At 65.2% G+C, this 13,993-nt stretch carries 20 protein-coding genes; 11 read left to right on the forward strand and 9 right to left on the reverse strand.

The window, feature by feature from the left end:
- Positions 1-172: 172 nt before the first annotated feature.
- On the forward strand, positions 173-1,819 hold the full coding sequence (locus tag ShzoTeo12_RS04430) for an acyl-CoA dehydrogenase family protein (protein ID WP_313196351.1): 1,647 nt from the start codon (positions 173-175) through the stop codon (positions 1,817-1,819).
- On the opposite strand, the gene ShzoTeo12_RS04435 is transcribed toward ShzoTeo12_RS04430, so the two are convergent.
- Positions 1,801-2,736: an AEC family transporter gene (locus ShzoTeo12_RS04435; RefSeq protein ID WP_318911400.1), complete on the reverse strand. Its 936-nt coding sequence runs from the start codon at positions 2,734-2,736 to the stop codon at positions 1,801-1,803. The genes ShzoTeo12_RS04430 and ShzoTeo12_RS04435 overlap by 19 nt on opposite strands.
- Before the next feature lie 182 nt (positions 2,737-2,918).
- Here ShzoTeo12_RS04435 and ShzoTeo12_RS04440 point away from each other — a divergent pair, with 182 nt between their 5' ends.
- On the forward strand, positions 2,919-3,077 hold the full coding sequence (locus ShzoTeo12_RS04440; protein ID WP_162911518.1) for a hypothetical protein: 159 nt from the start codon (positions 2,919-2,921) through the stop codon (positions 3,075-3,077).
- Positions 3,074-3,397, forward strand: a complete 324-nt coding sequence (locus ShzoTeo12_RS04445; RefSeq protein WP_119258665.1) for a DUF6105 family protein — start codon at positions 3,074-3,076, stop codon at positions 3,395-3,397. The genes ShzoTeo12_RS04440 and ShzoTeo12_RS04445 overlap by 4 nt, the downstream gene beginning before the upstream one ends.
- Here the strand turns inward: ShzoTeo12_RS04445 and ruvX are convergent.
- The gene (ruvX, locus tag ShzoTeo12_RS04450) at positions 3,346-3,828 is read right to left on the reverse strand and encodes a Holliday junction resolvase RuvX (protein WP_119258664.1); all 483 of its coding nucleotides are present in this window, start codon (positions 3,826-3,828) and stop codon (positions 3,346-3,348) included. The two genes, ShzoTeo12_RS04445 and ruvX, sit on opposite strands and share 52 nt — an antisense overlap.
- Positions 3,829-3,837: 9 nt before the next feature.
- Positions 3,838-4,134, reverse strand: coding sequence for an alkylphosphonate utilization protein (locus ShzoTeo12_RS04455; RefSeq protein WP_318911401.1), 297 nt, complete (start codon positions 4,132-4,134; stop codon positions 3,838-3,840).
- Between the two features lie 132 nt (positions 4,135-4,266).
- Here ShzoTeo12_RS04455 and ShzoTeo12_RS04460 point away from each other — a divergent pair, with 132 nt between their 5' ends.
- From ShzoTeo12_RS04460 to ShzoTeo12_RS04475, 4 genes are all read left to right on the forward strand, one after another.
- Positions 4,267-4,971 carry a metal-dependent hydrolase gene (locus tag ShzoTeo12_RS04460; RefSeq protein WP_318911402.1) on the forward strand — a complete coding sequence of 235 codons (705 nt, stop codon included), beginning with the start codon at positions 4,267-4,269 and terminating at the stop codon, positions 4,969-4,971.
- A 104-nt stretch (positions 4,972-5,075) separates the two neighbouring features.
- Positions 5,076-5,363 (forward strand): Asp-tRNA(Asn)/Glu-tRNA(Gln) amidotransferase subunit GatC, encoded by a 288-nt coding sequence (gene gatC / locus ShzoTeo12_RS04465; protein ID WP_313196356.1) that lies wholly within the window; start codon positions 5,076-5,078, stop codon positions 5,361-5,363.
- Between the two features lie 45 nt (positions 5,364-5,408).
- Positions 5,409-6,890, forward strand: a complete 1,482-nt coding sequence (gatA, locus tag ShzoTeo12_RS04470) for an Asp-tRNA(Asn)/Glu-tRNA(Gln) amidotransferase subunit GatA (RefSeq protein ID WP_318911403.1) — start codon at positions 5,409-5,411, stop codon at positions 6,888-6,890.
- Positions 6,891-7,003: 113 nt separating this feature from the next.
- Positions 7,004-7,516, forward strand: coding sequence for a GNAT family N-acetyltransferase (locus ShzoTeo12_RS04475; RefSeq protein ID WP_318911404.1), 513 nt, complete (start codon positions 7,004-7,006; stop codon positions 7,514-7,516).
- 32 nt (positions 7,517-7,548) lie between these two features.
- On the opposite strand, the gene ShzoTeo12_RS04480 is transcribed toward ShzoTeo12_RS04475, so the two are convergent.
- The 4 genes from ShzoTeo12_RS04480 to ShzoTeo12_RS04495 form a co-directional block, all read right to left on the reverse strand.
- Positions 7,549-7,809 (reverse strand): YjhX family toxin, encoded by a 261-nt coding sequence (locus ShzoTeo12_RS04480; RefSeq protein WP_318911405.1) that lies wholly within the window; start codon positions 7,807-7,809, stop codon positions 7,549-7,551.
- Positions 7,810-7,997: 188 nt separating this feature from the next.
- Positions 7,998-8,900 (reverse strand): NAD(P)/FAD-dependent oxidoreductase, encoded by a 903-nt coding sequence (locus ShzoTeo12_RS04485; RefSeq protein WP_318911406.1) that lies wholly within the window; start codon positions 8,898-8,900, stop codon positions 7,998-8,000.
- 84 nt (positions 8,901-8,984) lie between these two features.
- Positions 8,985-9,428, reverse strand: coding sequence for an Rrf2 family transcriptional regulator (locus ShzoTeo12_RS04490; RefSeq protein ID WP_119258656.1), 444 nt, complete (start codon positions 9,426-9,428; stop codon positions 8,985-8,987).
- A 57-nt stretch (positions 9,429-9,485) separates the two neighbouring features.
- Positions 9,486-9,791, reverse strand: a complete 306-nt coding sequence (locus ShzoTeo12_RS04495; protein WP_318911407.1) for a DUF1294 domain-containing protein — start codon at positions 9,789-9,791, stop codon at positions 9,486-9,488.
- Positions 9,792-9,920: 129 nt separating this feature from the next.
- On the opposite strand from ShzoTeo12_RS04495, the gene gatB reads away from it, so the two are divergent.
- Together gatB and ShzoTeo12_RS04505 are read left to right on the forward strand one after the other, a co-directional pair.
- Positions 9,921-11,423, forward strand: a complete 1,503-nt coding sequence (gatB, locus tag ShzoTeo12_RS04500) for an Asp-tRNA(Asn)/Glu-tRNA(Gln) amidotransferase subunit GatB (RefSeq protein ID WP_119258654.1) — start codon at positions 9,921-9,923, stop codon at positions 11,421-11,423.
- Between the two features lie 4 nt (positions 11,424-11,427).
- Complete coding sequence (locus ShzoTeo12_RS04505) at positions 11,428-11,922, forward strand: GNAT family N-acetyltransferase (protein WP_318911408.1); 495 nt, start codon at positions 11,428-11,430, stop codon at positions 11,920-11,922.
- 119 nt (positions 11,923-12,041) lie between these two features.
- On the opposite strand, the gene ShzoTeo12_RS04510 is transcribed toward ShzoTeo12_RS04505, so the two are convergent.
- The gene (locus ShzoTeo12_RS04510) at positions 12,042-12,287 is read right to left on the reverse strand and encodes a hypothetical protein (protein ID WP_119258652.1); all 246 of its coding nucleotides are present in this window, start codon (positions 12,285-12,287) and stop codon (positions 12,042-12,044) included.
- A 38-nt stretch (positions 12,288-12,325) separates the two neighbouring features.
- Positions 12,326-12,571: a hypothetical protein gene (locus ShzoTeo12_RS04515; RefSeq protein ID WP_119258650.1), complete on the reverse strand. Its 246-nt coding sequence runs from the start codon at positions 12,569-12,571 to the stop codon at positions 12,326-12,328.
- A gap of 376 nt (positions 12,572-12,947) precedes the next feature.
- On the opposite strand from ShzoTeo12_RS04515, the gene ShzoTeo12_RS04520 reads away from it, so the two are divergent.
- Both ShzoTeo12_RS04520 and ShzoTeo12_RS04525 read left to right on the forward strand, forming a co-directional pair.
- Positions 12,948-13,343 (forward strand): NADH:ubiquinone oxidoreductase subunit NDUFA12, encoded by a 396-nt coding sequence (locus ShzoTeo12_RS04520; RefSeq protein ID WP_318911409.1) that lies wholly within the window; start codon positions 12,948-12,950, stop codon positions 13,341-13,343.
- A 76-nt stretch (positions 13,344-13,419) separates the two neighbouring features.
- Positions 13,420-13,860: a DUF2155 domain-containing protein gene (locus ShzoTeo12_RS04525; RefSeq protein ID WP_413251119.1), complete on the forward strand. Its 441-nt coding sequence runs from the start codon at positions 13,420-13,422 to the stop codon at positions 13,858-13,860.
- The last annotated feature ends 133 nt before the right edge of the window (positions 13,861-13,993 follow it).

The raw sequence follows: 13,993 nt of genomic DNA on the forward strand, positions 1-13,993 counted from the left end.
GGGGGCTCCGCCTCAACTGTCGTGGATACGCGGGGTCTATAGAGCCTCGATCCGGCCCCGGCAAGGCGGAGCGGCCAAGGCTTTGTGCATTCCCACGCTTTTGTGCGCGCAACCGCGCCTGCGGCCGCAAGGCCCCGTTTCGCACCGCCCCGACTTGGGATAGAACCCGCTCATGACTCGCGACACCGAACAGAAACTTGCCGATCTCAACCAGCCGCCGCTCTGGTCGGGCATCAATGCCTATCGCTCCGACCCGCTGCTGGTCGATGCCACCGATGCCATGCCGAAGCCTTTGCGCGACGAATTCGACGCGATCGGCCGCTACGTGACCGCGCCGGAGGCGCAGGAGCTCGCCCGCATGGCGAACGAAGGCGTGCCGCAGCTTCGCACGCACGGTCCGCGCGGCGAGCGGCTCGACGTCGTGGATTTCCATCCGGCCTGGCACGCGCTGATGCGCCGCTCCATGGCGAACGGGCTGCATTCCTCGCTTTGGGAAAACGTGCCCGACGAGCAGGGCAGGGCGCACAAGGCGCGCGCCGTGCGCTTCTACCTGACGGCGCAGCTCGAATGCGGCCATCTCTGCCCGCTGACGATGACGAGTGCCTCGGTCGCCGCGCTCTCGGCCTCGCCGCAGGTGCAGCGCGAATGGGGCCGCAAGATCCTGTCGCGCAAATACGATTCCACCAACAAGCCCGCCATGCAGAAGAGCGCCGTCACCATCGGCATGGGCATGACGGAAAAGCAGGGCGGCACGGATGTGCGCGCCAACACCTCGCGCGCCGAGCGCGTCGGCGAGGGCATCTACCGGCTCACCGGCCACAAGTGGTTCATGTCGGCGCCGATGAGCGACGGCTTCGTCATGCTGGCGCAGACGCGCGAGGGCATCGGCTGTTTCCTCGTGCCGCGGCTGCTGGAGGACGGCTCCAGCAACGGCCTGCGCTTCCAGCGGTTGAAGGACAAGCTCGGCAACCGCTCCAACGCCTCCTCGGAGGTCGAGTTCTCCGAGACCTTCGGCTTCCTGCTCGGCGCGCCGGATGCCGGCATCCGCACCATCCTCGACATGGTGACGCTGACGCGGCTCGACTGCGCGCTGGCCTCCTCCGGCATCATGCGCGCCTCGCTGGCCGAGGCCGTGCACCATACGCGCGGCCGCCACGTTTTCGGCAAGCCGCTCGTCGCCCAGCCGATCATGACGCGGGTCCTCGCCGACATGGCGCTCGACGTCGCCGCCGCGACCGCGCTTTCCCTGCGCCTTGCCGAAGCCTTCGACAAGGCGCGCGACAGCGCGGAAGACGCAGCCTATGCCCGCATCATGACGCCGGTCACCAAATACTGGTGCTGCAAGATCGCGCCCGCCCTCATCTACGAGGCGATGGAATGCATCGGCGGCAGCGGCTACGTCGAAGAGCGGCCCATCGCCCGGCATTACCGCGAGGCGCCGGTCAACGCGATCTGGGAAGGCTCCGGCAATGTCATGGCGCTCGACCTGATGCGCGTCATCGGCCGGGGCAAGGATCTCTTCGAGATGCTCTTTGCCGGCCTTGCCCGCGATCTCGGCCCGGCAGGCCGCAAGACGGTGGAGGTGCTGCGCGCCTGCCTGTCGCTCTGCGAGCGCGACGAGGGCGCGGCCCGCATGCTCATCGAGCAGCTGGCGCTTGCCGCCGCCGCCGCCGAACTCTACCGCGCCGGTGCCGGCCGCATCGCCGATGCCTTCCTGGAAACGCGCCTCGCCTCCGGCTGGCGCTCGACCTACGGCATGCTCGATTCGCGCTTCGATTCGGCCTATATCGTCGATCTGCTCTATCCGCCGGCGAGATAGGCCGTCGTCGCCAGCACCATCGGAATGGTAAAGAAGGAGGCGATCGTCTGGAGCGTCGCGACGGCGGCGTAGAAAGGTGCGTCGCCGCCCATCTGCTTGGCCAGCACATAGCCGTTCATCGCGGTCGGCACGCTCGCGCCCATGGCGATGGTGAGAAGCTGCTCGCCGCGCATGCCGAGCGCATAGGCCGCGCCCGTCATGACCAGCGGCATGAAGAGCAGCTTGAGCACGACGGGAAGAAAGACCAGCGGCCGGGGCCGCAGGGCATCCGCGAGCTTCAGCCCGGCCCCCACCATGATGAGCCCGAGGCTGAGCGAGGTATCCGCCACCAGTTCCGCCGTCTGCATCAGCGGCGCATAGATGCGGATGCCGAGAAGGTTCACCGCGACGCCGAGCACCGAGCCGATGATCATCGGATTGGTCAGGATTTTCCGCGCGAAGGTCCCGAGGCTTCGCGTGCCGCCGCCGAAGAGCACCAGCACGCCGATATTGTAGAGGTTGATCGGGATGATGATCAGCGTCGCCACCAGCGCGACGAGCGCGAGGCTCTGCGCGCCGTAGAGCTTTTCGGCGATCGCCAGCGCGATGAAGGCGTTCCACCGCGTCGAGGTCTGGAAGACCGAGGTATAGGTCGGCGGCGAGATGCCCGCCGCCCGGAACAGCGGCCAGCAAAGGCCCAGGAGGAGCGCGATGAGGCTGAGCGACCCGATGGAGCCGAGGGCGACGTCACCCGCCGCCATGCCGGCGAATTCCGCCTTGGCGAGCGTGGTGAAAAGCAGGGAGGGGAACAGCACGAAGAAGCCGAGCTGTTCGAGCCCGGTCCACATGTCGCGGTCGATCAGCCGCCAGCGCTTGAGTAGGGCGCCGAGGACCACGAGCAGGAAGACGGGCAGGATGCTTTCGAAGATGGCGGGCATGGCACCGGATCGGCAGGGAAGGGACCGCTGCTCATTCCACGCCGCGGCCGGCCTTGCAAGGGGCAGGGCCGGGAAGCGCCGTGTGGAAATTAACCTTAATGGAGGGTTTCCGTTGCGCGGGGAAGGTTAACGGGCAAAGGTGCTGTTTACCTGGTGTTAACCATGTGAAGCGAGTGCCTGCCATGGCCAGAACGGCCCGCATATCGGTCATGACGACCCTGTTTTCCTTCGCGGCGGTGGATATCGTCGTGCCGCTCCTCGTACTCGTTGCGGGCGTGGCGGTCAGCGAGATGATTTTTGCAGCCGGCGACCTCTTCGCGATGCGGAGGAGGGCGGCATGAAGTGGTTCCTGATTCTGTGGGCCGGTCCCATCGCGCTGCTCGGAAGCTGGTACGGGCTTTCCTACTACGACATGAATTTCGGCATCTTCATGCTGACGCGCGATGCGCATGACCTCGTCTTCCGCATCTACGGCCATATTCTCGGCATTCCGCCGGAAGACCTGCCGCCGCTCGTGCTGCGCGCCATCGTCTTCGACAGTTTCCTGGTGTTCGGCCTCATCGCCTTCCGCCGCCGCCGGCAGATCGCCGCCTGGTGGCGGGCGCGCCGTCAGGCGTCGGCAGCCCTTGCCAGCGACGAGAGCCTGTCCAGCGCGCCCTGAAGGATGAAGGAGGCGGCGGCCGAATCGATCCGCTCGGCCCGCTTCTTGCGCGACACGTCCATCTCGATCAGCGTGCGCTCCGCCGCGACCGTCGACAGCCGTTCGTCCCAGAAGACGAAGGGGATGTCGGTCTTGTCGGCCATCGAGCGCACGAAGGCGCGCGTCGCCTGCACGCGCGGGCCGGCGCTGCCGTCCATGTTCATCGGCAGGCCGATGACGAAGGCGACGACCTTCTCCTTCTCGGCAAAGGCGAGCAGCACCTCGGCATCCTGCGTGAACTTCACCCGTTTCAGCACCGGCCGCGGCGTCGCCAGCCGCCGGCCGAGATCCGAGACGGAAAGGCCGATGGTCTTGGTGCCGAGATCGAGGCCGGCGATCGGCTGGCCGGGGCCGAGGATCGCCGCCAGTTCTTCGAGGGTGAGCGTCGCCATGAAAAGCCCTCAGCGCTTGCGGACGAATTCGGTGCGCAGAACGAGGCCCCTGATCGCGTCGTGCCGGCAGTCGATTTCTTCCGGATTGTCGGTGAGGCGGATCGACTTGATCACCGTGCCCTGTTTCAGCGTCTGGCCGGCGCCCTTCACCTTCAGGTCCTTGATCAGCACGACCGAATCGCCGTCCGCGAGCACATTGCCGCCGGCGTCGTGCACCACGCTCGCGGCGGCCTTTTCGGCTGCGATTTCCGAGGCCGGGCGCCATTCGCCGGTGGCTTCGTCATAGATGTAGTCGTCGTCGCTCATGGCGGGGTTCCTTCATTATGGTGTAAGCCGCGCTTATAAGGTTTAAATCACGCTTATAGCGTTCGCGCTGCGGATGGAAACAGCCTTCGCGGTTTCTATATTGCGGGCAGGCAATCAATCGGGAGAACATGCATGAAAATCACCTGGCTCGGCCACTCCGCCTTCCGGATCGAAACGGCGAAGGCCAGAATCCTCATCGACCCGTTCTTCACCGGCAATCCCGCCTTCGACGAATCGACCCGCAAGGACGCCGTCTCAGGCCTTACCCATGTCCTCTTGACCCACGGCCACGGCGACCATGTCGGCGATACGATCAAGATCGCGGCGGAAACCGGCGCGACGGTTCTCGCCAATGCCGACCTTGCCGCCTGGCTCGGCGCGAAGGGCGTGGAGAAGGTCGACATGGGCAATACCGGCGGCACCGTGCATTTCGACGGCTTCTCGACCACCTTCGTCAATGCGCTCCATTCCTCCGCGCAGATCACCGAGGACGGCGTTTCCCATTCGCTCGGCAATGCCAATGGCCTCGTCCTTCATTTCGAGGACGAGCCGACGCTCTACCACATGGGCGACACCGACATCTTCTCCGACATGGCGCTGGTCAACGAGCTGCACCAGCCGGAAATCGGCCTCGTGCCGATCGGCGACCGCTTCACCATGGGCGGTGCCGTGGCGGCGCTCGCCTGCCAGCGCTTCTTCAAGTTCGACACCGTCCTTCCCTGCCACTACGGCTCCTTCGGCATCATCGACCAGACAGCCGACCTCTTCGTGCAGGCGATGGACGGCGCGTCGGCGAAGATCGAGGTGCCTAAGGTCGGCGGTTCGGTCTCGCGCTGAGCAGCCGGAAAAGCGGCGAGGGGCTGCAAAGGGGGCATTCCCCCGTTGCGCCCCTTGGGCTTGGTCAGTATAGCGGGTAGGAAATTTCCTGTCGGAGACCATCCATGTCCGTAGATCTAGCCACCGTGAAGCGCGTCGCGCGCCTTGCCCGCATCGCCGTCAGCGAGGAAGAGGCAAGCCGCATGATGGGCGAGCTGAACGGCATCCTCGGCTTCGTCGAGCAGCTTTCCGAGGTGAATGTCGAGGGCGTCGAGCCGATGACATCCGTCACGCCCATGGAGATGCGCAAGCGCGAAGACGTCGTCAACGACGGCAACAAGGCGGACGATATCGTCGCCAATGCCCCGGCGTCCGACCGCAACTTCTTCCAGGTGCCCAAGGTCGTCGAATAACGCCCTTCGCCGCCAGAGCCGCCCGCTTCCGAAAGTAGTCCTTCCATGACCGAACTCACCCGCCTCACCATTGCCGAAGCCCGCGAAAAGCTCGGCGCCAAGGAGATCACCGCCGTCGAACTGACGGATGCCTATCTCGGCGCGATCGAGGCCGCGAACGGTGCGCTCAACGCCTATGTCACCGTCACGCCGGAAAAGGCGCGCGAGATGGCGAAGGCCTCCGACGCCCGCATCGCCGAAGGCAAGGCCGGCGCGCTGGAAGGCATCCCCCTCGGCATCAAGGACCTCTTCGCGACCGAGGGCGTGCACACGCAGGCCTGCAGCCACATCCTCGACGGCTTCAAGCCGAAATACGAATCGACCGTCACGCAGAACCTGTGGAACGACGGCGCCGTCATGCTCGGCAAGCTGAACATGGACGAGTTCGCCATGGGCTCCTCCAACGAGTCCTCCTATTACGGCCCGGTGAAGAACCCGTGGCGCGCGGCCGGCTCCAATGCCGATCTCGTGCCGGGCGGCTCCTCGGGCGGTTCGGCCGCCGCCGTCGCCGCGTTCCTGTGCGCCGGCGCGACCGCCACGGATACCGGCGGCTCCATCCGCCAGCCCGCCGCCTTCACCGGCACGGTCGGCATCAAGCCGACCTATGGCCGCTGCTCGCGCTGGGGCATCGTCGCCTTCGCCTCCTCGCTCGACCAGGCAGGCCCCATCGCCCGCGACGTCCGCGACGCGGCGATCCTCCTCAAATCCATGGCTAGCGTAGACGCCAAGGACACGACCTCCGTCGATCTGCCGGTGCCGGATTACGAAGCCGCGCTCGGCCAGTCGCTGAAGGGCATGCGCATCGGCATTCCGCGCGAATACCGTGTCGACGGCATGCCGGAAGAGATCGAGGCGCTCTGGCAGCAGGGCATCGCCTGGCTGAAGGATGCCGGCGCCGATGTCATCGACATCTCCCTGCCGCACACGAAATACGCCCTGCCGGCCTATTACATCGTCGCCCCGGCGGAAGCCTCCTCGAACCTTGCTCGCTACGACGGCGTGCGCTACGGCCTGCGCGTCGATGGCAAGGATATCGTCGACATGTACGAGAAGACCCGTGCGGCCGGCTTCGGCACCGAGGTCAAGCGCCGCATCATGATCGGCACCTATGTGCTCTCGGCCGGCTACTACGACGCCTATTACCTGCAGGCCCAAAAGGTGCGCACGCTCATCAAGCGCGACTTCGAGCTGGCCTTCCATGCCGGCGTCGATGCCATCCTGACGCCCGCCACCCCGTCGTCGGCCTTCGGCATCGCCGACGAGGACCTCGCCTCCGATCCGGTGAAGATGTATCTCAACGACATCTTCACGGTGACGGTGAACATGGCCGGCCTGCCGGGCCTTTCCGTTCCCGCCGGCCTCGATCACAAGGGCCTGCCGCTCGGCCTCCAGCTCATCGGCAAGCCCTTCGAGGAGGAAACCCTCTTCAAGACTGCCCACGTCATCGAAAAGGCCGCCGGCCGCTTCGCGCCGACGCGCTGGTGGTAAGGGGGCGTCCGGCCCCTTATCGGCTTCCGCCTCTTCATCATCTCCGTGGATAGCGGTCGGCGTCTCTCGCCAACCGCGCCGCGCGGTGCTTTGATGGTGGCGGAGAGAGCCGCATGATCACCGTTCGCAATGCCCTCGAGGAAGATGTACCGGCGCTGATCGACATCGGCGTCCGGGCCTGGGAACAGGCTGTCATCGGCGTGGCCGACCTCCAGGTGCGGCGCGATCATGCCCGCAATGCCTTCCAGCAGTTCCTCGCAAGCCATTGGCTGCGCGCCAGCGTCGCCGAATTCGGCGGCGTGCTTGCGGGCTGGGCCTCGCGCGAGGCGCTGGACGACGAGATCACCGATCTCTGGATCGATCCGCCGCAGCAGAGGAAGGGGCTCGGCTCGGCCCTGCTTGCCGCCATGGAAAACGAGATCGTCGCGGTCGGATTGGAGGCCGCGCGCCTCCAGACGCATGCGCGCAACACTGCGGCCGTCGGCTTCTTCCAGAAGCACGGCTATTCGGTGAGCTGGCTGTCGGTGGATTATTCGCCGCGGCTCGACCGCAACGTCGAATCGATCGGCCTGCGCCGGCAGCTCGTCGCGGACGAGCCGATCGGCTACGGGCCGGGCGGTTTTTGAGGGAGGCGGGCTTTCGCCGCGCCTCCCGTCGGTCACTGGTTATCCTGCTGCGCGCGCACCAGCTCCAGGCCCCGCTGCGTGATGCGGTAGGGCCTGCCGCCGGAAGACGCGATGCAGCGCCGGCGTTTCAGCTTGCGGAAAAGTTCGAGATCGAGGCCGCCCGCCCGCCAGCCGTCCCGCGTGATGCAGGCGACCGTCACGATCTTCCTGTCGTCGTCGTCTTTTTCGATATCGATCCTGCCGCCCTGGGCGAGCAGATGGAGGATGCGCTGTTCGGCGCGTGAAATGTCCATTGTCCTGAGAATCCATCCGGCGTTCGAATGAACGCGAAAAAACGTTCCGCCACCGAAGGGTGGCAGGGCTCATCGTTTTTCCGACCCTGCGCGCAAGCTTTCGCGGGCAGGGTCCTCAGCGGGCCTCAGAGCTAGACATCAAAACCCCATTGCGGATGCCCCGGAAATAGCCGGGGCATCCATAAAGGTCAATGCGCGGGCCAGATCAGCGAATGGTGCAGGAAGACGCCGGTTTTCACGCCATTGGCCGAGGCGAGCGAGATATTGGCCGCGCCGAGCGCGATGTCGCCGGCGGCATAGAGGCCGGGCAGGGAGGTCTGGCCGGTGTCGTCGGTGTCGAGGATGCTGCCGACGGGCGTCTCCTTCAGCTTCAGGCCGCGGTCGGCCGGAATGGCGCTGCGCACCCGCGCCTCCGGCATGACGAACAGCGCCTTGACCAGCGTCGGAATGCCGGGGCCGGTCTCGATGGCGAGCATGCCGTCAGGGCCATCCGAAATGGCCGTGACGCGGCCCGGCCGCAGCTTCACATTGCGCGCGGCGAGAACGGCAAGGGCCTCCTCGTCCGGCTCCGGCACCTGATTGGTGAAGAGCGTGACATTGCCCCAGTCGGCGACCACCGCCGCGAAGCGCGCGGCCTCCGCCGTGCGCGCGAGTACCCCGACCGGCCCGCCGCCCACTTCATAGCCATGGCAATAGGGGCAATGCAGCACCGTCTTGCCCCAGCGCTCCGCAAGGCCCGGGATGGCGGGCAGCCGGTCCTCGAAACCCGTCGCGAGCAGCACGCGCCGCGCCGCGATCCGCCCGCCGTCGCCGGTGACCACGCAGAAGGCGTCCCTTTCCCCCTCCAGCCGCTCGGCCGGCGCATCGCGGAAGGTCACGGTCTCGTAGGCGGCAAGCTGGCGGCGGGCATCGGCAAGGATCTCGCCGCCCGGCCTTCCGTCCTGCGCGAGGAAGCCGTGCGAATGGGCGGCGAAGCGGTTGCGCGGCTCGCCGGTGTCGACAATGGTGATGCGGCGGCGGGCGCGGGCGAGCTGCATGGCGGCGGAAAGGCCGGCAAAGCCCCCGCCGATGATGATGGCATCTTCGGTCATGGTTCATCCTTTCTATGGAGCGAGCGGCATCGTTCGGCCGGCCGGTGCCGCCCGTTCGATGCAGGTCTTGGGGATTGGTTGCCTTCAGCCGGTGTCGGCCCGGCAGTGTTTCGCCGCCATCCGGAAATCGGCCGCGAGATCGGCCAGTGTCGTGCCGGCGAAGCGCGCCATCAGGATCGCCTCGGCATCCTTCAGCGCGTCGCCGATCACCCGGTTGACGGATTGCTCGACCACGCAGCCCGGCATTTCCGTCGCCGGGCCGATCTGGAAGAGGATCGGCTCGCCGAGCGCATTGTAGATGTCGAGCAGCGAGATTTCGGCGAGCGGCCGGGCGAAATGCCAGCCGCCACCATGGCCGCGGCCGGATTGCACGATGCCGGCCTCGCGCAGCCCGGCCATGGTGCGCCGGACGACGACGGCATTGGTGTCGAGGCAGAGCGCGAGATCGTCCGAGGTCATCGGCTCCTCGCGCTCGGCCATGTGCATGAGTGCATGGAGCACGGCGGAAAGGCGGCTGTTTCTTTTCATGTAACAATAATAGTTACGAATCCTGCCGCATGTCAACACATGCCGGCGAAAGGGGTATCAGCCGGCACGCAGCATATCGAGGAGACTAGGGCCGAAGATCAGGGCCACAGGGACCAGCGCCACATGCAGCACGAGGATCGCCATGAGCTGCGTTCGGAACGGCTCCTTGCGCGTCTTGTGCCGCAGCAGCCGCTGCGCGGCGACGGCGCCGAGACTGCCGCCGAGGAAGGCGAACTGCAGCAGCCGCGCCTCGGAAACGCGCCAATGGCCGTCCCGCGCCGCTTTCTTGTCCCACCAGTAGAGGCAGAACGTGATGATGTTGAAGAGAAGGAAGATGACGAAAAGCGTTGTTGTCGTGCCCATGGCATGCTTTTAGCCGATCATCCTTGCGGCTTGGCTAACGAGGGTGGACGGCACCCGCTGAAAACCTTGCGCCGCCTGCCCATATGTTCTACCGAGACAGCACCGAAGACACCACAAAAAGAGCCTGCAATGACCCTCGTCGACGTCCGCACCCCCGATCCGAAACGCTTGATCCCCGGCGCCACCGGCGACTGGGAAGTCATCATCGGCATGGAGGTGCACGCGCAGGTCCTTTCCAATTCCAAGCTCTTCTCCGGCGCATCGACCGAATTCGGCAAGGCGCCGAATGCCAACGTCTCGCTGGTCGATGCCGCCATGCCCGGCATGCTGCCGGTCATCAACGAGGAATGCGTCAGGCAGGCGGTGCGCACGGGCCTCGGCCTGAAGGCGCAGATCAACCACCGCTCGATCTTCGACCGCAAGAACTACTTCTATCCGGACCTGCCGCAGGGCTACCAGATCTCGCAGTTCAAGGACCCGATCGTCGGCGAGGGCAAGATCACCATCTCGCTCGGCCCGGACCGCCAAGGCAATTTCGAGGATATCGAGATCGGCATCGAGCGCCTGCATCTGGAGCAGGACGCCGGCAAGTCGATGCACGACCAGCATCCGACCATGTCCTATGTCGACCTCAACCGTTCGGGCGTCGCGCTGATGGAGATCGTCTCCAAGCCGGACATGCGCTCCTCGGACGAGGCCAAGGCCTATATGACGAAGCTGCGCTCCATCGTGCGCTATCTCGGCACCTGCGACGGCAACATGGACGAGGGTTCCATGCGCGCCGACGTCAACGTCTCCGTGCGCCGCCCGGGCGAGGCCTTCGGCACGCGCTGCGAGATCAAGAACGTCAACTCCATCCGCTTCATCGGCCAGGCCATCGAATATGAGGCCCGCCGCCAGATCGGCATTCTGGAGGATGGCGGCAGCATCGACCAGGAAACCCGCCTCTTCGATCCCGGCAAGGGTGAGACGCGCTCCATGCGCTCGAAGGAAGATGCGCACGACTACCGCTATTTCCCCGACCCGGACCTGCTGCCGCTGGAATTCGACAACGAATTCGTCGGTGCGCTGCTTGCCGACCTGCCGGAACTGCCGGACGACAAGAAGATCCGCTTCGTCAAGGATCTCGGCCTTTCCGTCTACGACGCCTCGGTGCTCGTCTCGGAAAAGGCGATCGCCGACTATTACGAGGCCGTGGCCGCCGGCCGCGACGGCAAGATCGCCGCGAACTGGGTCATCAACGACTTGCTGGGCGCCTTGAACAAGGACGGCAAAGCCATTGAAGAGACTCCGGTTTCGCCCGCCCAGCTCGGCGGCATCATCGATCTCATCAAGGACGGCACCATCTCCGGCAAGATCGCCAAGGACCTCTTCGAGATCGTCTGGAACGAGGGCGGCAATCCGGCCGAGATCGTCGAGGCGCGCGGCCTCAAGCAGGTGACCGATACCGGCGCCATCGAGAAGGCCGTTGACGAGATCATCGCCGCGAACCCGGATCAGGTCGAGAAGGTCAAGGCCAAGCCGACGCTCGCCGGCTGGTTCGTCGGCCAGGTCATGAAGGCGACGGGCGGCAAGGCCAATCCGCAGGCCGTGCAGGCGCTGGTCAAGGCCAAGCTCGGCATCGAGGAATAATCCGGTGTTTTTCGTCCGCACGGCCTCCGAGCGCGATCTGGCGAAGGTCAGCGCGCTTCTGGCCGAGACGTGGCATGCGACCTATGACGCGCTCTACGGTGCCGACAAGGTGAGCGAGATCACCGCGCACTGGCATTCCGTGCCGGCGCTCAAGGCCAAGCTGGAACGCAAGGACAGCGAGTTCGTCGTCGCAGACAACGGCAGGGAACTGGCCGGCATGGGCTATGTTGCCATGTCGAAGGACCGGCCGAAGACGGCCTTCCTGCGCCAGCTCTACGTGCTGCCGCGCTATCAGCGTCAGGGCATCGGCCGCGACATGTTCGCCGAGCTCGAAACCTGCTTTCCCGATGCCGAATACATGCGGCTTCATGTCGAGCCGCGCAACGGCGCTGCCATTTCATTCTATGAGCGGCTGGGCTTCGAAAAGATCGGCGAAGCGACGGAAGGCGGCGCGCTGGGACTTCCCGCGCTCGTTCTGGAAAAACGGCTCGACTTCTAGGGCGGTTTCGGCAAGGCGGCCGCCGGCTTTCGTCGGATCGTCCGAGCGTCAGATACACGAAGGCCCGCCGTCCTTTCGGGTGGCGGGCCGCTTCTGCAAAGTAGCGATATTCCAGGGTATCAGCGGGTCAGAACGGCGCGGGGCTGGTTGTTGTCCGAGTTGAGCAGGACGCTGACGGACGTGCCGGAAGCGAGGTTTGCCGGGACCGGAACGCTGTTCGGCAGGGTGACGGTCTTGCCGTCCTGGAAGGAGATGACGCCGGTGCGGGCATTGTAGTCCTGCACGATGCCGCTGACGGATGCGGCCGAGGCCGAGCCTGCTGCGAGGAGGGCGAGGGCTGCGACGGAGAGAGCGATCGTTTTCATTTTCAGTTTCCTTTTTGCTGTGTTGTGCTTGGGAGGGCTCAGCGGGTCAGAACGGCGCGGGGCTGGTTGTTGTCCGAGTTGAGCAGGACGCTGACGGACGTGCCGGAAGCGAGGTTTGCCGGAACCGGAACGCTGTTCGGCAGGGTCACGGTCTTGCCGTCCTGGAAGGAGATGACGCCGGTGCGGGCATTGTAGTCCTGCACGATGCCGCTGACGGATGCGGCCGATGCCGAGCCTGCTGCGAGAAGAGCGAGGGCGGCGACGGAGAGAGCGATCTTTTTCATGTTAATCACCTTGTTTGCTTCGTTGAGCTTGCCGAAGCGACATGATGTCCGCTTCGATGATTAACATGTAGGGCCCTCATTAAATGGTTACTAGTGCAAAAATTATGACCGCTGTGTTCATAAAAAAAGAACGGCATTTCAATTGTTTATCACGAAAACGCGATTGCCCTTGAAAAGCGCTGCAGGCATTCCGACATCTTTCGGCTGCCTGTAAACGAGCCGAGGGACGAGCATCGGCTGCGACGGCGGGCGCGTCGAAAAGGCAGGTGGGAAGCCGCCGGAATCGCTGGACATTTCGGCTATGGCGCGCCATAAGCTGAGGAAATATCAGTCGCGGGCCGCGCTTTCGGCATGGCCCTGCCAAGGACGCCAGCCCATGAACCTTCTCAAGCAGATTTTCACCTGGTGGAACGGTCAAACGATCGGCACCCGTTTCCATACCTGGCGCTTCGGCACCCGGGTCGGCCAGGACGAATTCGGCAATGTCTACTATCAGGGCGGCAAGGATTCCGAAGGCCGCACGCGCCGCTGGGTGATCTATAACGGCTATGCCGACGCGTCCGCCATCCCGGCCGGCTGGCACGGCTGGATGCACCACCGCACCGACGTTTCCCCGGCTGACGAGGAATACAAGGCGCGCGAGTGGCAGAAGTCGCACCGTCCGAACCCGACCGGCACCTCGCAGGCCTATCGTCCGCCGGGCTCGCTTGCCGCTGCCGGCGAGCGTCCGCGCGTGACGGGCGACTACGACGCCTGGACGCCGGGCAACTGATACCGATTTGGCCACATTTCGCCGGTAGCTCGAAGCGACCGGCGGCGGCCGGTTCGGATCGCAGGAGACGGCATCGATGACAGCAGGGTTTTCACGGGCAGGCGCCGCAGGGCGGTTCCTTTCGGTCGCGCTTGCAGCGGCGACCGCAGGTCTCGCCATGGCGCCCGTCGCGGCCAGCGCCGCGCGTATCGAAAACCCCGTCGCCACATTTTCCGGCATCGACAAGATCACCGGCCGCATCACCAGCTTCGACGTTTATATCGGCGAGACCGTGCAGTTCGGCGCGCTGCAGGTGACGCCGAAGGTCTGCTACAGCCGCGACGATACGGAAGCGCAGAAGATCACCTCCTTCGTCGAGGTCGACGAGATCACCCTCGACCGCAAGATTCGCCGCATCTTCACCGGCTGGATGTTCGCCGACAGCCCCGGCCTCAACGCGGTGGAGCACCCCGTCTATGACGTCTGGCTCACCGAGTGCAAGACGAAGTCGGACGTCCCGCCGCCGGACGGCAAGTAGGCCGGAGCCGCTTCGGCCGCATCGCCCCTCATCCGGCTTGCCGGCCACCTTCTCCTTGGCAGCGGGGCGAAGGGATATGCCGCACTTTTTCCAGTTCAACGGACGCTTTCTTGTAGAGCAATGACGGCAATGG

Source organism: Shinella zoogloeoides (assembly GCF_033705735.1).
In the GTDB taxonomy this organism is placed as follows: Bacteria; Pseudomonadota; Alphaproteobacteria; order Rhizobiales; family Rhizobiaceae; genus Shinella; species Shinella zoogloeoides_A.